The following is a 16,651-nucleotide window of genomic DNA, read 5'->3' as shown; positions in this document are numbered from 1 at the left end:
GCCGTCGGCGCGCTCGTGGCGGACCTGCCCGACGGTGACCGTGACCTGCGCGCGTACGAGGTGGCCACGCCCTGCCCCACCGTCCCGATCAGGCCTGCCGACTGCCTGTGGAAGCAGGAGCTCACGGTGACGGAAGTCGACGACCCACGCGGCCCGGGGCAAGGGGCCGTACGCGGTCCTGACGGACGCGGACGGCGACGTCGCGGCGATGAAGACACGCCCCACCGAAGGAACCCGCGGCAGCGAGAACAGGAACGTCGAACAACGACCTGAGCCGGGAGGGGGCGTGGGGGCGGAGCCCCCACATCGGGGGTCTGGGGGTCGCCCCCCAGGCAGACATGACGAAGGAGTGGCGGCCCGCGCTTTCCGCGGGCACACCACTCCCTACTCCGAGTGGAGGTGGCGGGAATCGAACCCGCGTCCTTCGGTGATGAGTCAGGGCTTCTCCGGGTGCAGCCTGCTTGGCGTTTTCTCAGCCCCGGCGCTCACGCAGGCGTGTCGCCGACGGGCTCAGTCGCTGTTGGGTGTCCCTACCGGCCCCGCGACCGGGCCGGCAGGTGGAGTCTCCTTACGATGCCAGACCCCGGGTCGGAGACGCACCCGGGCTGACAGAGTTCGCTCCTCGCTCAGGCGGCGAGGGCGAACTCGGACTGCTTCTTGTTGGCAGTTATTGGTTTGCTGTCACAGGATTTACGAGGTCACGACAGCAACCCTCGACCCGCTTCCCCTGGCTCGAACGACCGAAGTCGAAGCCGGTCACCCCCATGTTCAGTTGTCAAAGCGGGCGTCCGGGGACGTCCGCACGACGACGCTACAAGCATAACGTGCGCGCGGGCAATCGGATTCCCCGGCGGACACACGTGAACCCCGGTGGGCGCGAACGGTGTCGCGCCCACCGGGGTCGACCGGCAGGGTCGGGCCGGTCCGGACGGCAGAGCCTCCCCCGAGACGAGGCTCCGGTCTCATCACGGCGACTGAGTCCGCAACCCCCCAAGCGGAGTCTCAGTCACCCGTAAAGACGCCCGGAGGGCACAGGATGGTTGCGTCCGGGCCGTAAAGACCTCACAAAGCCCTATCCGCCGAGGAACCTCGCGGCGATGGCGGGGGTGTTGACGGTGCCTTCGACGGCGATGGCGAAGGCGCGGTCGCCGCTGGAGCCGACGAACCAGGAGACGGTCTTCTCTCGGCCGCCTTCCTTGTAGGCGGCGACGGCGGCGACGCCGACGACGTCGCCGGAGACGCGGGCGCCGCGGGCGTTGCCGCGGGTCGCGTTGCGGGTGAGGACCTTCTTGAGGCTCGCGATCGACTCGGGCTTCAGGTTCTGCGGCGGCGGGGCCTGGACGGTGCCGGAGATGTCCTTGAGGACGTACGGGGGCTTCCAGGTGCCGTTCTGCGCGGCGGCGGCGACGAGGGCCATGGCCAGGGGGCTGACCTGGACGCCGCCTTCACCGATCATGGCGGCGGCCTTCTCGGCGTCGTTGGCGGGCGTCGGCATCGTGCCGCTGAACGCCGGGACGTTGAGGCCCCAGTTCTTGCCGATGCCGAGCTGGGCCGCCTCCCGGGCGAGGGCCTGGGCGTCCAGCTTGCTGCTCAGCTGGGCGAGGGTCGTCTTGCAGGACGCGGCGAAGTGGGAGGCGAAGCTGCCGTCGCCGCGGGCGTTGTTGGTGAAGGTCCTGCCGCCGACGGTGACGCTGCCCGGGCAGGTGGTCTCGGTGGACTGGCTCATGCCGGCCTGGGAGAACAGGGCCTCCGCGGACACGATGCCGAAGGTGAGGCCGGGCGGGTAGTGGCCCTCGAAGGCGAGGTTGCGGCCGTTCGTGCCGTGGTTGGACACGGCGAGGACCTCGCCGGTGCTCGGGCGCAACGCCACCATGGACGCGGGGAGCCGCAGGTTCCGCAGGGCGTTGTCGGCCCGCCGCTGGTAGCCGGGGTCGAGCGTCGTCTGGACCTTCTGCGGCTCCTGGCCCGGCCAGGACCGCAGCTCCTCGGTGGCCTTGCCCGACTCGTCCTGCGCCACGACCCGGACGGTCGGCGTCCCGGCGAGGCGGCGCTGCTGGAGCAGCTGGATGCCGCTGACGCCGATCGTGTCGCCCGGCTGGTAGGGGGCGCCGACCTGCTGGAGCCGGTCGGCGGTGGCGGGGCCGAGGTTGCCGACCAGCTCGGGCGCGTACGCGGGCACGATCGGCGCGCGGACGCCCTTGAACCGCAGGCCGGGGACGTGGACGAGCCGCTGGATCAGCGCGTTGTGCGTGGGGACCTGCAGCGTCAGGAGCGGCAGGAATGCCTGCGGCGGCGCGGACCGGACGCGGCCGAGGAGGCGCTCGGCGTCCAGCCGCCGGCCGCCGTCGATCTTGGTCTGCTTGGCGAGCAGGTCGAGGGTCTTCTGCGGGTCGGCGAGCTGCCCGGGGAACACGCCGACGTTGTAGGCGCCGGTCTCGCGCAGCACCGACCGGCCCTGCGTGTCGGTGATCGGGGCGCGCTCGGGCGTCTCGGTCACCACGGCGAGCCGCTGGCCCGGCTTCAGCTTGGTGTTGATGATGGACGGGCTCCAGACGACCTTCCACTTGCCGCCGACGCGGCGCAGGTGCATCAGGCCCGGGTACTGCCACGGCTGCCCGTTCTCACCGAGGTCGATCTTCACGGTGAAGCGGGCGTCGGCCTCGTCGCCCTTCTTGACGATCTGGTCGACGTCCGAGCCCTGGACCTCGGTGCCGAGGGACAGCCGCAGGGACGCGGCGTCGAGCTGCTGCCGGACCCGGCTCAGCGCGTCCTCGATCTGCTGCCGGTCGCCGCCGACGGTCCGCCCGGCCGCGGCCTCGTAGTTGCCCACCTGCCAGGCGATCAGGAAGTCGCGCACGGCCGGCATCGCGGACGGCTCGGCCCAGCATCCCGTCGTCATGGTCCCGACCAGGGCGCCGCAGGCCGTCAGCGCGACCGCCCGGCGCCGGGTACCCGGACGCTGCATGACCGGGGACCCGCCGCGGGCCCTCCGCCGGCCTCGGATCGTCATCGACACCCTTCACCGTCTCCTGAACCGGGCCGCCGCCGCCTTCTGCATCTCCCGCTCGGCTTCCCGCTTCGCGATCGCCTGGCGCTTGTCGTAGGTCTTCTTACCACGGGCCAGCCCGATCTCGATCTTGGCCTTGCCGTCCTTGAAGTACAGGGAGAGCGGGATCAGCGTCCAGCCGGGCTCCTCCGACTTGGCGATGATCTTCTGTATCTCGCGCCGGTGCAGCAGCAGCTTGCGGCGCCGGCGGGGCGCGTGGTTCGTCCAGGTGCCCTGCGTGTACTCGGGGATGTGGACGTTCTCCAGCCACACCTCGCCGTCCCGCACGTGCGCGTAGCCGTCGGCGAGGGAGGCGCGGCCGGCGCGCAGCGCCTTCACCTCGGTGCCCATGAGCACCATGCCCGCTTCCCACGTGTCGTCGACGTGGTAGTCGTAGCGGGCGCGCTTGTTCTGGGCGATGATCTTCCGCCCGGTGTCCTTCTTCCGCCCGGTGTCCCGTGCCACGTCATCCGTCCTTGTCCGGCGGTCGTCGTTCCTAGTCCGGCTGTGCCGCGCGCAGACCGCGCAGCACCGCCCGGGCGCGCTGCTCGGCCTCCGCGGAAGGGCGGTCGGCGGAGACCGCCACGTCGGGTTCGATCCCGATCCCGTCGAGATTACGGCCGCCCGGGGTGCGGTAGCGACCGACGGTCAGCTCGATCGCCGATCCGTCGGCGAGCTTGAGGGTTTCCTGGACCGATCCCTTCCCGTATGTACGCGATCCTACGATCACCGCGCGGTCCCGGTCGCGCAGGGAGCCCGCGACGATCTCGGCCGCGCTGGCGGTGCCGGCGTCGACGAGGACGACGAGCGGTGTCTCCGCGTCGCCGGGCGCGGTGACCGCGCGCCGCTGGGCGGGGGCTCCGCGCGGCTCGTACGTCACGACGGGGCCGGAGCGTAAGAACGCCGACGCCGTCTCGACGGCCTCGTCCAGGAGACCGCCGGGGTTGCCGCGCAGGTCCAGCAGGACGCCGCCCTTGGAGCGCTCTGAAGGGGACCGCCCGGTGACGGCGGCGCGGACGTCCCGCCCGGTGCCGCGGGTGAAGGCGCCGACCCGGATCATCCGCGCGTGGTCGGGAAGGTCGGTCACGGTGACGTCGCCTCCAGACACAGGTGTGCGGACAAGGTGGAACCGCTTGGTTCGATGCTCGCGCCGCACCGTCAGTTCGACAGGTCTGTCCGGACCTCCGCGTAACGCCCCGGCGACGCGGGAGATGTCCCAGCCGGCCACGGACGCGTTCCCGACGCGGGTGATGACGTCTCCGGCCCGCACGCCCGCGCGCGCGGCGGGCCCGCCCGGCTGCACGCTGGCGACCAGCACGCGGGAGTCGCGGTCGCCGGCGCCGAGCCACAGCCCCACGCCGCTGTACCGGCCGGTCAGCCGTCCCTCGACGTCGTCGTACTCGCTGGCCGGGTAGTACTGCGCCCACCGGTCGCCGAGGCGGCGCAGCATCCCCTCGATGGCGGCGCGGTCGAGGTCGCCGCGCTCGACGGGGTGGGCGGCACGGCCGCCGATCTTCGTCGCGGCCTCGTCCAGGACGGAGCCGCCGCCCGCGACGGCCGCGTGCCGCTCGGAGCCCGAGCCGCTCACCACGCCGGCCCCGTACGCACAGCAGAGGGCCGCCGCGACGGCGACCCCGCGCGGCAGGCTCCCGCGCCGCCTGATCAGCGGAGACACGGGTTCGGCGCGGACGCGGAGGGGGTCATGCGGCAAGTGTAGGGCGGCAGGACGGGCCGGATCCGGCAGTTGCGCCGGATCCGGTCACCACGTCAGATTCTCAGATATCTGCGCAGCGTCAGGAACGACGAGACGGCACAGAGCAGCACACCGAAGCAGATCGACACGATGATGACGAGGATGACCGTGCTCCAGCCGAGCTGGCTGACGAGCTGGACATCCCCCGCGAGTCTGTCCACCAGGAGTTTCTTGCTGAAGACGAGCAGCACCGACGCGAACAACCCGCCGATCAGGCCGGCGATCGCGCCCTCCAGGATGAAGGGCATCTGGATATAGGTGTTGGACGCGCCGACCAGCCGCATGATCCCGGTCTCCCGGCGCCGGTTGAACGCCGACAGCCGGACCGTGTTGCCGACCAGCATCACCGCCGCGACCACCTGGATCAACGCGATCGTCAGCGCCGCGAGCTGCAGGCCGTTGAGGATCCGGAAGAACCGTTTCAGGATCTCCTGCTCGTTGATCACCGAATCGACGCCCGGCTGGTTGAGCATCGCCTGCGCGACCGCCTTGTACTCCTCCGGGTTCTTCAGCTTCACCCGGAACGAGTCGGGGATGTCGCCCTCACGGGTGCTCTCCACGAAGCCCGGCGAGCCGGCGAAGCGGTCCTTGAACCGCTCGTAGGCCTGCTGCTTGGTCTCGTACTGGACGTTGGAGACCTGCGGCATCTTCTTCAGCTGCGCCTCGAGCGTCGACCGCTGCTGGGCGGAGACGTCCTGCTTCTGGCAGACGGGGTTGGAGCTCGTCTTGGCGCACAGGAAGATCGACACCTCGATCTTGTCGTACCAGTAGCTCTTGGAGGCGCGGACCTGTTCCCGCAGGAGCAGCCCGGTGCCGAAGAGCGCCATGGCGATGGCGACGGTGATGACGAGGGAGATCGTCATCGTCATGTTCCGGCGGAGACCGATCCAGATCTCCTGGAGAACGAACTGTACGCGCATGCCTCGCTGTCCTTGATCGCCTGTTGTTCCACGGAAGCCCGGGGCGGCCGCGCGGTGCGGCGCGGGCGGCTCCCGCTTCCCGGGTCGGGCCCTCCGGGTGTCGTACGACCGGGCGGGAACCGATGGTTCAGATGGTCAGTACGCCTGGCCGTACACGCCGCGCGACTGGTCGCGGACGACGCGGCCGTCCTCCAGCTCGACGACGCGCTTGCGGAACGCGTCGACGATGGCGGCGTCGTGGGTGGCCATGACGACGGTGGTGCCGGTCCGGTTGATGCGGTCCAGCACCTTCATGATGCCGATCGAGGTGGCGGGGTCGATGTTCCCCGTCGGCTCGTCCGCCAGCAGGATCATCGGCCGGTTGACGAACGCCCGCGCGATCGCGACGCGCTGCTGCTCACCGCCGGACAGCTCGTCCGGCATCCGGTGGGCCTTGCCCTCCAGGCCGACGAGGTCGATGACCTCCGGGACGACCTTGCCGATGAAGCGCCGCGGCTTGCCGATCACCTCGAGGGCGAACGCGACGTTCTCGAAGACGTTCTTGTTGGGCAGGAGGCGGAAGTCCTGGAAGACGCAGCCGATCCTGCGGCGCAGGTGCGGCACCTTCCAGTTGCTCAGCCTGCTCAGGTCCTTGCCCGCCACGTGCACGTGACCCTGGGAAGGACGCTCCTCCTTCAGGATGAGGCGGAGGAAGGTCGACTTGCCGGAGCCGGAGGGACCCACCAGGAACAGGAACTCGCCCTTCTCGATGGCGACGTTCACATGCTGCAGGGCGGGCCGGTTCTGGCTCGGGTAGACCTTGGTGACGTTGTCGAAATGGATCACGGCTGCATCACGGCGGTTCGCTGTAGGGGTTGGGGAGCGGGCCGGCCCGCGGCCACGGACGGGTCCGTGGTCTCTTGCCTGCGCCGCCCGGCTTCACGGCCAGGTGGGACGCGGAGCCTTCGAGCAGTGTAGAGGGGAGAGGCGACCACCTCGTCCCACTCGGCGTGGTACGGGCGCCCGGGGCCGGCACTGTGTCCGATCAGTGCGTGACGTCCGATCAGTGCCATGTGAACCGTCTCCCGACGTCCGGCCGTTTCATACCTTCAAGGTCCCGGACTTGCCTGAATGACCATACAGTCCGGCTACGCTGGATGAAGGCGAAAGATACCTAATAGGTGGACTGACGACCAGACAGGCCGACGCTTCCCGCACGGCCCGAGCGCCGCTGACGGAGATTGGGGCCCACGACATGAGCTGCGAACATCTGATCTGCGCTCGATGCTCGAACCCGGTGGTGGAGGGGCGCTGCCCCACCTGCCGCGAGGCCCGGTCGGAGCTGCACCGCCACGGTTCGTCCGTGCCGCCCGCGCTCGTCCTGGCGGCACTCGTCGCGCTGTTCTTCGTCGCGCTCGTCCTCCAGCGCGTCTACGGCTGACCGCACCCGACCGGCGACACCCCCGGCCGACCGCACCGCGGCGGTCCCGGCCTCACGGCTTCTTGATCGGCGGGGTGGCGGCCTTGGTGACCGCGCCGTCGTCGGCGACCATGTGCGCCTTCGGCCGGTCGTCGTCCTTGTCGCCCTTCGGCGGGTCGTAGGCCGCGAAGTGCAGCGTCGAGGTGGTGTCGACCTCGTTCCCCTCGACCGTCCCGTCGAGCAGGTGCTCCGCTTCCTCGGGGATCTCCGGCTTGGGCGTCTTCGGGTCCTTCGCGATGAGCGAGGTCGTGCGGAACAGGGAGTAGACGACCAGCCCGCCACCGTGCTCGGTCCGCAGCCCGAAGTAGGGGAAGGGCGTCGCCGTGTAGACGGTCTGGAGCGTGAGGTCCTTCTTCTTCGCCTTCTTCCTGGCGCGCTTGGCGTCCTGGTAGAAGCCGGTGGTGACGGCGTTGGACTTCATCACCTTCGCCGCGACGCTGCGCGGCCCCTCCGCGGCGATGGTCGCCTGGATCCCGCCGACGTCCCGAGGACGGATCAGCAGGGACGGGTCGGTCGTGGTGAGCGCGGTCGCGTACCCGTCGGCGTCGATCGTGACCTTCGGCTCCTTGGCCTTCTCCTGCAGGACGGTCGCCAGGGTGAGCTTCCAGTGGTCGGACGCGCCGCGCAGGATGAACGCCATCAGCACCCTGCGCTTGCTCTCGGCCTTGCCCAGGACGGAACGGTCGACCGACGCCACGAACCACTGCGGATAGGCGGCGTCCTTGAGTTTCGGCACGTACAGCTTGGGCCTGCCGTAGACGAAACGCCGCACGGGGTCGCCGTCGTAGGCCGCCTTCCGGAACTCGGCCGCGGTGAGCTGCGACTGGCCGTCGGACGTCCATGTCAGCGCGAGACGCTCGTCGCCCGCCGTCCGGGCCACGTCCTCGTCGGTGACGTAGGTACGGAACGCGTTCTCCGCGACCTGCGGGGTCAGCGGCACGGGGTCCGGCGGGGACGTCTCGGGCATGGCGACGGTGGGCCGCGCCTCCGTCCTGCCTTCGGCGCAGCCCGCGACGGTGAGCGGGATGAGCAGCGACCCGGCCGCGACCACCCGCAGGAACCTGTGCAAAGACCCGTCCCCCGGACCGAAATCTAGGGCCGCCCGTCCTCGGCGGCCTCCTCGGCCCGTGATTCTGCCATCTTCATGATATTGGTCCGGCGGCCGGGCGCCGCGCGGATCGCGATAAGCAGTGCCGGGACGGCGATAAGCTCGGACCGTGGCAGGCATCGAACCCGAAGAGCAGCTCAAGGAGCTCGGCTCGGCACTTTCCGGCATCGAGCAGGTGCTGGACCTCGACGGCATGCGCCGCGACATCGCCGAGCTGCGCGAGCAGTCGGCCGACCCTGACCTGTGGAGCGACCAGGAGCGCGCCCAGTCGGTGACGCGCCGGCTGTCGTACCTGGAGAGCGAGCTCGGCAGGGTCGAGAGCCTGCGGCAGCGTCTCGACGACACCGCCACGCTCTACGAGATGGCCCGCGAGATGGACGACGCCGACACGCGCACGGAGGCCGACGAGGAGCTGGCTTCGCTGCACAAGGCCGTCCAGCAGCTCGAGGTCCGCACGCTGATGTCGGGCGAGTACGACGCCCGCGAGGCGCTGGTCACCATCAACGCGCAGGCCGGCGGGGTGGACGCCGCCGACTGGGCCGAACAGCTCCAGCGGATGTACCTGCGCTGGGCCGAGCGGCACGGCTACCCGACGGAGGTCTACGAGACGTCCTACGCCGAAGAGGCCGGGATCAAGTCGACGACGTTCACGGTGAAGGCCCCCTACGCCTACGGGACGCTGCGCGGCGAGCACGGCACGCACCGGCTGGTCCGGATCTCCCCGTTCGACAACCAGGGCCGCCGGCAGACGTCGTTCGCCGGCCTGGACGTCGTTCCGGTGGTGGAGCAGAGCGACCACGTCGACATCGACGAGAGCGACCTGCGGGTCGACGTGTACCGGTCGTCCGGTCCCGGCGGCCAGGGCGTCAACACGACCGACTCCGCGGTGCGGATCACCCACATCCCGACCGGGATCGTCGTGTCCTGCCAGAACGAGCGCAGCCAGCTGCAGAACAAGGCCACGGCCCTGAACGTGCTGCAGGCCAAGCTGCTGGAGCGCAAGCGGCAGCAGGAGGCCGACGAGCTGTCCAAGCTCCGCGGCGAGGGCACCACGAGCTGGGGCACGCAGATCCGCAACTACGTGCTGCACCCGTACCAGATCGTCAAGGACCTGCGGACCGGCGTCGAGGCCGGCAACCCGAGCGCGGTCCTCGACGGCGACATCGACGAGTTCATCGAGGCCGAGATCCGCTGGCTGCGCCAGCAGGAGAGCGTCTGACCCCCTCCCGCACCGCGCGTTCCCGGAGGCTTTTCCGGCCTAATTTCGTGTTCATAGAGTGACTGCTCGGTCACTCTGCGAGGATTCCGAGTGGTCCGGATCACCGTCGCCATTCGGGGGGCCTCATGGCTGCACGCACGCTCGTTCCGATCCTCCTACCCGGCCTGCTCGCCGCCGCCGCGGCGGCGGGCTGCTCCGGGAACACCACCTCCGCGGCCTCGGGGAAGCCGCAGGGGACGCCGGCGCTCACCAAGGCGCAGGCGCAGCAGGTGCTCACGTCCTTCGCCGCCGGGGCCAACCAGGCGGGGCGCCGGTTCAGCGGGAAGGCGCTGCGCTCGGTCGAGGCCGACCCGCAGCTGTCCATGGACGTCGCCGCGCTGAAGCTCCGCCGCAGCGTCCGCCAGCGCCCGCCGAAGCTGGCGTTCGCGAACCCGACGTTCTACATCCCGCGGCTGGCCGGCTACCCGCGCTGGTTCGCCGCCGACGCCGTCAGCGGTCAGGGCAAGCGGTCGCTGCGGCACGCGCTGCTGTTCACGCAGGCCGAGCAGGGGACGCCCTGGCTGCTGACCGCCGACCCGTACCCGTCGGACGCCGCGCTCGGCCGCATCGCGCTCGACAGGGAGGGATACGCCACCCCGGTGAGCCCGGGCGGGAAGGGCCACGGCCTCGCCGTCGCGCCGGCGAAGCTGCCCCAGGCGCACGCGGCGCTGCTCACCAACGGGCCCGGTGCGCCCGGAACGTCCGTCCTGGCTGACGGGGCGAAGACCAGCGAGACGTACAAGGCGCTCAAGCAGGGCGAGAAGGTCCTGGCGGGGCGGGGCGTCACGCTCTCGTCCCGCTTCTCCCCCTCCCGCTACAGCGTCTACGCGCTCCGCACCAAAGACCGCGGAGCGGTCGTCTGGTACATCCTGCAACAGAGCGAGGCGTACTCCGCGTCCCAGCGGGGCAGGCTGGCAGTGAGCGGCGACCTCGTCGGGCTGGCCCCGACCAAGGCCGGAACGACGCGCATGGACACGACCGTCCTCGTGCAGTACCTCGCCACCGTCCCGCCGAAGGGACGCGCCACGGTCAGCGGCATGTACCGCAAGGCCGTGGCCGCCCAGGGCTCCTGAACCCCGCCGGGTGCCGGTGGGTCTCGCGCTTCTGACCGCTGCAGCGGGACCCACTGGCACTCGGCGGTATCCACCGGGCGGGCCCGGCGCGGGCCTTGACGCCGGCACGGGCAAGGCCGACATTTCGTCCGTGGGGTGGGGCTTAGGCGGGGTGGCGCTGGCCACGGTGGCGGCCGTCCTGCTGAATGCGTGCTCCTCCGACGAGGCGAGCGACACGGCGCCAAGCCCGGAGCCCACCGGTGCGCCCGCAGTGGGGGTCGATGAGTCGTTCAGGGTCCTCTCGGAGTGGACCGATCGGCACAACGACGCCATTACCTCGGGGGACGTACGAGTCTGGCGTGAAGCCGTTACGGGGGCGCTGGAGGCACCCGTCAGCGCACGCGTCCGGGTGTACGGCGAACTGCCCGCGTCGGCGCGGATTTCCCTGGCGAATCCCGTCCTGTACGTCCCGCGGCAGAGCCGTTATCCGAAATGGTTCGGGATGGCCGCCTTAGAGCGGTCGACCGGGAAGGACCAGCAGGTTCTCGGGGTGTTCGTGAAGACGGACGCCAAGGCGAGGTGGCGTGCGGCGCACTGGCTCACGTTCCAGGGAGCGCCCCCGGACATCGCGTCCGACCGGCAGGGATACGCGATTTCCGCGCCCGATCGCGGCCTGCCTTCCGTGCATGCGCGCTATCTGGCGGACGGGGACGAGAGCGGCGTCGTGCCGGACGCCTACTCGGCGGATGCCCGCACGAAACGGTATGGGGATTGGACGGGTGGACCCGGGAAGTTCACCCCCGGAACCGGACCGTCCTATGCACTGCGTACCAAGGACGGCGGGTCACTCGTCTGGTACGGCCTGAAACAGGAAATCACGCTTACCGGCGGCGACGCGTCCACCCTTCCGGCCGAGCTCCGCGACCATCTGGCCAAAGCGGCCGAGGAGGGCGAGAAGCCCGCCGGGACCCTGCGCACGACGTGGCAGTGGCTGGTGATCGGTTACGCGCCGCCGTCCGGTAAGCGACGCGTCCTGGGCGAGTCGGTCTCCCTGGTCTCAGCGCGCTGAGACCAGGGAGACGCGAGCGGTCAGGCGCCCTTGCTCGGAAGGGAGCTGGCCGTGACCAGGGTGCGGATCGCGCCCAGCGCCACCGACAGGGTGGCGAGGTCGAAGCTGTCGCTCTCCCAGATCTCGCTGAGCGTCTGCTGGGCGCGCTGGACGGCCGGCTTGTTCTTCTCCGCCCAGTGGATCATGCGCTCCTCCGGCTGCCCGCCCGGCTCGCTGGTGAGCAGGACGTCCCGGGTGAGGGCCGCGTGCGCCGCGTACAGGTCGTCGCGGAGCGCGGAGCGGGCCATCGAGCGCCACTTGTCGTCGCGCGGCAGGGCGATGATGCGCTCCCGGAGCCGGGACAGCTGGAGGCGGTCCGCGAGGTCGAAGTAGACCTCGGCGACCTCCTCCACCGGGCGGCCCGCGTCGTGCGCGATGCCGACGAGGTCGAACGTGGAGTAGGCGGCCACGAAGGTCGCGCACTGCTCGGCCAGATCGTCCGGCACGCCCAGCTCGGCGAAGCCGTCCCGGCGCTGCTCGAACGCGGCGAGGTCCAGCCCGACCAGCAGCTTCGACAGGTGCGCGCTCAGCGTGGTCGCGCCGCGGCCGAAGAAGTCGATCGTCTCGCGGATGTCGAACGGGGGCCGCCGGTTGTGCAGCAGCCAGCGCGACGCGCGCTCGGTCAGCTTGCGGGCCTCCAGCAGCATCGCGATCTGCGTGGACTGCGCGACCTGGTCCGACAGGGCCTCCACCGACCGCCAGAAGCGCGGCATCTCGAACACCTCCCGGGCGACCAGGTAGGCGCGGGCGATGTCGGGCGAGGACGCGCCCGTCTCCTCGTTCATCCGGAAGACGAACGTGGAGCCGCTCGCGTTGACCAGGTCGTTCACCACGGCGGTCGTGATGATCTCGCGGCGCAGCGGGTGCCGGTCCATGTAGGAGCGGAACCGCTCGCGCAGCGGGGTCGGGAAGTACTCGACCAGCCACGACTCCAGGTAGGGGTCGTCGGGGAGGTCGGACGCGACGATCTGCGAGTCCAGCGTGAGCTTGTCGTAGGCGAGCAGGACGGAGAACTCGGGGCTGGTCAGCCCCAGCCCGGACTGCCGCCGCTCCGCCAGCGCCTTGTCGTCCGGCAGGAACTCCAGGCGCCGCTTCAACCGGCCGTCGCGCTCCAGCTTGCGCAGGTAGCGGGCGTGGACGTGCAGCATCGCGGGGGCCTGCGCGCGGGACGCGGCGAGCACCACGTTCTGCCCGTGGTTGTCGCGCAGGACGAGCCGCCCGACCTCCTCGGTCATCTCGTAGAGCAGGTTGTCGCGCTGCTTGCCGGTCAGCTCGCCGTCCCGCACCGCCTGGTCGAGCAGGATCTTGATGTTGACCTCGTGGTCGGAGGTGTCGACGCCGGCGGAGTTGTCGATGAAGTCGGTGTTGATCAGGCCGCCGCCGCGGGCGAACTCGATCCGGCCGAGCTGCGTCACGCCGAGATTGCCGCCCTCGCCGACCACCTTGCAGCGCAGCTCGCCGCCGTCGACGCGGACCGGGTCGTTGGCCTTGTCGCCGACGTCGGCGTGGTTCTCCGCGGACGACTTGACGTAGGTGCCGATGCCGCCGTTCCACAGCAGGTCGACCGGCGCCTTCAGCACGGCCCGGATCAGCTCGTGCGGAGTGAGCGCCTTCACCCCGTCCTCGATCCCGAGCGCCGCCGCCATCTGCGGGGTGACCTTGATCGACTTGAGGGTGCGGGGGAACACGCCGCCGCCCTTGGAGATCAGCGCGGTGTCGTAGTCGGCCCAGCTGCTGCGCGGGAGCTCGAACATGCGGCGGCGCTCGGCGAACGACGTGCCCGGGTCGGGGTCGGGGTCGACGAAGATGTGCCGGTGGTCGAACGCCGCGACGAGCCGGATGTGCTCCGACAGCAGCATCCCGTTGCCGAACACGTCGCCGGACATGTCGCCGATGCCGACCGCGGTGAAGTCCTCGTTCTGGACGTCCTTGCCGAGAGCGCGGAAGTGGTACTTCACCGACTCCCAGGCGCCGCGGGCGGTGATGCCCATGCCCTTGTGGTCGTAGCCGACGGAGCCGCCGGACGCGAACGCGTCGCCGAGCCAGAACCCGTACTCGGCGGCGACGCCGTTGGCGATGTCGGAGAACGTCGCGGTGCCCTTGTCGGCGGCGACGACCAGGTAGGTGTCGTCGCCGTCGTGGCGGACGACGTTCGGCGGCGGGACGACCTTGCCGTCCACGAGGTTGTCGGTCAGGTCGAGCAGCCCGGAGATGAAGTCCTTGTAGCAGGCGATCCCGGCCCGCTGCCACGCCTCCCGGTCGACGGCCGGGTCGGGCAGCTGCTTGCCGACGAAGCCGCCCTTCGCGCCCGCCGGGACGATGACGGTGTTCTTCACCGCCTGCGCCTTCGCCAGGCCGAGGATCTCGGTGCGGAAGTCCTCGCGGCGGTCGGACCAGCGGAGCCCGCCGCGCGCGACCGTCCCGAACCGCAGGTGCACGCCCTCGACCTTCGGCGAGTACACGAAGATCTCGTAGGTCGGCTTCGGCAGCGGCAGGTCGGGGATGCGCTCGGGGTCGAACTTCATCGCCAGGTACGGCTTGCCCTGGTAGTGGTTCGTGCGCAGGGTCGCCTGGACGAGCGACAGGTACGCGCGCAGGATGCGGTCCTCGTCGAGGCTCGCGACCTCGTCCAGCTTGCCGTGGATCTCCTCGGTGATGCCGGCGCTGCGCTCCTCCTCGCCGCCCGCGAGGGCCGGGTCGAGGCGGCTCTCCCACAACCGGATGATCAGCCGGGTGATGGCGGCGTTGCGCAGCAGCACCTGCTCGATGTACCGCTTGGAGAACGTGGTGCCGGTCTGCCGCAGGTAGAGGGCGTAGGCGCGCAGGATCATCGCCTGCCACCAGGTCAGCCCGACGTGCAGGACCAGCGCGTTGAACCCGTCGTTCTCGATGTCGCCGCGCCACAGCGAAGCGAACGCGTCCTGGAACAGGTCCTTGATGGCCTCCTCGGGGACGTTCTCCGGCGGCACGTACCGCAGCCCGAGGTCGTAGATCCAGAACCGGCGGCCGTCGGACGGGCGGATCTCGTACGGCCGCTCGTCGACGACCTCGACGCCCATGTTCTGCAGCAGCGGCAGGATCCGGGACAGCGAGATCGGCTCGCCGAGCCGGTACATCTTCAGCCGCCGCTCGCCGGGCTCCGCGCTGTATGGCTCGTACAGGTTGATCGAGGTGTCGACGTCCTCGGTGAGCTCGTCGAGGCGGCGCAGGTCGGCGACCGCGGTGCGGGCCGGGAAGTCGGCCTTGTAGGCCTCGGGGAACGCCTCCCCGTAGGCGCGGGCGAGCGTCCCGGACCGCTCCTCGCCGCACTGCTCGACGATCGCGTCGCCGAGGTCGTCCTCCCAGGAGCGGATGGCGGCGGCGAGGCGGCTCTCCAGCTCGGAGACGTCCACGTCCGGCAGCGGGCGGCCGCGCTCACCGCGGACGACGACGTGCAGCCGGGCCAGGATCGACTCGGTGACGTTCGCGCTGTAGTCGACGCTGACGCCCTCGAACGCCTCCTTCAGGATGTCCTGGATGCGCAGGCGGATCTTGGTGGTGTAGCGGTCGCGCGGCAGGTACACCATGCACGACATGAAGCGCCCGTACATGTCCTTGCGCAGGAAGAGCTTCAGCTGGCGGCGCTCGCGCAGCCGCAGCACGCCGAGCGAGATCTTCAGCAGGTCGTCCACCGAGATCTGGAACAGCTCGTCGCGGGGGTAGCTCTCCAGGATCTCGACGAGGTCCTGGCCGTCGTAGCTGTCGGCGGTGAACCCGGCCCGCTCCAGCACCTCGTCCAGCTTGGCCTTCAGGACGGGGATGTGCGCGATCGACTCGCTGTAGGCGACGTGCGTGAAGAGGCCGAGGAACCGGCGCTCCCCGATCACCCGCCCGTCCGCGTCGAACTTCTTGACCCCGATGTAGTCCAGGTACAGGGGGCGGTGGACGGTCGACCGCGAGTTCGCCTTGGTCAGCACCATGAGCTGCTTCTCCGTCGCCTTCTCCCGGACCTCCGGGGGCAGCGCGGCGAAGCTGTCGGACTCGCGCTTGTCGTTGCGCAGGATGCCGAAGCCGGTGCCGGGCTCGGGCCGCAGCGCCGTGCCGTCGTCGGTGAGCGTGTAGTCGCGGTAGCCGAGGAAGGTGAAGTGGCCGTCGGCGAGCCAGTCGAGCAGCTCGACGCCGTCGGCGAGCTCCTTCTCCGGCAGCGGCGGCGGGTTCTCCTGGATCGCGGTGGCGATCTCGTGGGCGCGGGCGCGCATCTTCGGCTCGTCCTCGACGGCGACCCGCACGTCGTGCAGGACGCGCAGCAGGTCGCGTTCGAGCTCGTCCAGGACGGCCCGGTCGCTGGTGCGGTCGACCTCGATGTGCATCCACGACTCGTCGACGTCGTCGTCGGAGTCGAGCTTGCCGCGGAACGCCTTCAGATGGCCCGCGACGTCCCGGTCCACGCCGAGCAGCGGGTGGACGATCAGATGGGTGGCGAGCTGGTGCCGGGTCAGCTCCATGGTCACCGAGTCGACCAGGAACGGCATGTCGTCCGTCACGACCTGGACGACCGTGTGCCCCGGGTCCCAGCCGTACTCCTCCAGCGTCGGCGTGAAGACGCGCACCTTCGCGCGCCCCTGCGGCCGTTCCTCGCCGAGGGCCCGGTGCGCCATCGCCGGGCCGCAGATGTCGGCGGGGTCGCGCTCCTGGAGGTCCTCCTGGGCGACGTGCCGGTAGTAAAGCCGGAGGTAGGCGAAGTCCTCCTCCACGTCCCCGCCCCGCGCTCCCGGGCGCTGCGCGCACGTCTCAGCGGCCCGCCGGAGCAGGTCGTCCTTCGCTTGATCGAGCATGCCGCTCATCGACAACTCCCCTGATGACCCTTCGCCACCTCGTTGTGGCGCCGCTCACTGGACGAGCGTAGCCAGGAATCGTCCCAAAGCCGACCTGCTCAGCGGCAACGCCGACGTGGCTTATCCCACCCTG

Annotated in this window: 11 protein-coding genes and 1 other RNA gene; 4 read left to right on the top strand and 8 right to left on the bottom strand. The window is 70.5% G+C overall.

What is annotated here, in order from left to right:
- Nucleotides 1-391 precede the first annotated feature (391 nt).
- The 6 genes from ssrA to ftsE all read right to left on the bottom strand — a co-directional run bounded on the left by ssrA (nt 392) and on the right by ftsE (nt 6,544).
- Nucleotides 392-764: a transfer-messenger RNA gene (gene ssrA, locus ABGB11_RS00395) on the bottom strand.
- A gap of 308 nt (nt 765-1,072) precedes the next feature.
- On the bottom strand, nt 1,073-3,010 hold the full coding sequence (locus ABGB11_RS00390) for a penicillin-binding transpeptidase domain-containing protein (protein WP_347627518.1): 1,938 nt from the start codon (nt 3,008-3,010) through the stop codon (nt 1,073-1,075).
- 9 nt (nt 3,011-3,019) lie between these two features.
- Nucleotides 3,020-3,511, bottom strand: a complete 492-nt coding sequence (gene smpB, locus ABGB11_RS00385; RefSeq protein WP_021593035.1) for an SsrA-binding protein SmpB — start codon at nt 3,509-3,511, stop codon at nt 3,020-3,022.
- 31 nt (nt 3,512-3,542) lie between these two features.
- Nucleotides 3,543-4,757, bottom strand: a complete 1,215-nt coding sequence (locus ABGB11_RS00380; RefSeq protein WP_347627516.1) for a S41 family peptidase — start codon at nt 4,755-4,757, stop codon at nt 3,543-3,545.
- A gap of 56 nt (nt 4,758-4,813) precedes the next feature.
- Entirely contained in the window at nt 4,814-5,719 is a 906-nt protein-coding gene (gene ftsX, locus ABGB11_RS00375; protein WP_347627514.1) for a permease-like cell division protein FtsX, read from the bottom strand.
- A 135-nt stretch (nt 5,720-5,854) separates the two neighbouring features.
- Nucleotides 5,855-6,544 carry a cell division ATP-binding protein FtsE gene (gene ftsE / locus ABGB11_RS00370; protein WP_021597771.1) on the bottom strand — a complete coding sequence of 230 codons (690 nt, stop codon included), beginning with the start codon at nt 6,542-6,544 and terminating at the stop codon, nt 5,855-5,857.
- Between the two features lie 409 nt (nt 6,545-6,953).
- Here ftsE and ABGB11_RS00365 point away from each other — a divergent pair, with 409 nt between their 5' ends.
- Nucleotides 6,954-7,139 carry a hypothetical protein gene (locus ABGB11_RS00365; RefSeq protein ID WP_347627511.1) on the top strand — a complete coding sequence of 62 codons (186 nt, stop codon included), beginning with the start codon at nt 6,954-6,956 and terminating at the stop codon, nt 7,137-7,139.
- Between the two features lie 52 nt (nt 7,140-7,191).
- On the opposite strand, the gene ABGB11_RS00360 is transcribed toward ABGB11_RS00365, so the two are convergent.
- Nucleotides 7,192-8,247 (bottom strand): hypothetical protein, encoded by a 1,056-nt coding sequence (locus ABGB11_RS00360; protein ID WP_347627509.1) that lies wholly within the window; start codon nt 8,245-8,247, stop codon nt 7,192-7,194.
- Between the two features lie 148 nt (nt 8,248-8,395).
- Between ABGB11_RS00360 and prfB the strand changes: the two genes are divergently transcribed.
- The 3 genes from prfB to ABGB11_RS00345 all read left to right on the top strand — a co-directional run bounded on the left by prfB (nt 8,396) and on the right by ABGB11_RS00345 (nt 11,665).
- Nucleotides 8,396-9,505, top strand: coding sequence for a peptide chain release factor 2 (gene prfB / locus ABGB11_RS00355; RefSeq protein ID WP_347627507.1), 1,110 nt, complete (start codon nt 8,396-8,398; stop codon nt 9,503-9,505).
- A 125-nt stretch (nt 9,506-9,630) separates the two neighbouring features.
- The gene (locus tag ABGB11_RS00350) at nt 9,631-10,617 is read left to right on the top strand and encodes a hypothetical protein (protein ID WP_347627505.1); all 987 of its coding nucleotides are present in this window, start codon (nt 9,631-9,633) and stop codon (nt 10,615-10,617) included.
- 151 nt (nt 10,618-10,768) lie between these two features.
- Complete coding sequence (locus ABGB11_RS00345; protein WP_347627503.1) at nt 10,769-11,665, top strand: hypothetical protein; 897 nt, start codon at nt 10,769-10,771, stop codon at nt 11,663-11,665.
- A gap of 20 nt (nt 11,666-11,685) precedes the next feature.
- On the opposite strand, the gene ABGB11_RS00340 is transcribed toward ABGB11_RS00345, so the two are convergent.
- Nucleotides 11,686-16,527, bottom strand: a complete 4,842-nt coding sequence (locus ABGB11_RS00340) for an NAD-glutamate dehydrogenase (protein ID WP_347627501.1) — start codon at nt 16,525-16,527, stop codon at nt 11,686-11,688.
- Nucleotides 16,528-16,651 lie beyond the last annotated feature (124 nt).

The sequence above is a fragment of the Actinomadura sp. B10D3 genome (assembly GCF_039871695.1).
Classification (GTDB): domain Bacteria; phylum Actinomycetota; class Actinomycetes; order Streptosporangiales; family Streptosporangiaceae; genus Spirillospora; species Spirillospora madurae.
The sequence above is the reverse complement of the archived record's forward strand: the minus strand, read 5'-3'. Positions and strand labels throughout refer to the sequence as shown.

Bases quoted from the DNA above. Each gene is read 5' to 3' on its own strand.
- ABGB11_RS00350 (WP_347627505.1), top strand. From the start codon at position 9,631: ATGGCTGCACGCACGCTCGTTCCGATCCTCCTACCCGGCCTGCTCGCC.
- ABGB11_RS00390 (WP_347627518.1), bottom strand. From the start codon at position 3,010: ATGACGATCCGAGGCCGGCGGAGGGCCCGCGGCGGGTCCCCGGTCATG.
- ABGB11_RS00340 (WP_347627501.1), bottom strand. From the start codon at position 16,527: ATGAGCGGCATGCTCGATCAAGCGAAGGACGACCTGCTCCGGCGGGCC.
- ftsX (WP_347627514.1), bottom strand. From the start codon at position 5,719: ATGCGCGTACAGTTCGTTCTCCAGGAGATCTGGATCGGTCTCCGCCGG.
- ABGB11_RS00365 (WP_347627511.1), top strand. From the start codon at position 6,954: ATGAGCTGCGAACATCTGATCTGCGCTCGATGCTCGAACCCGGTGGTG.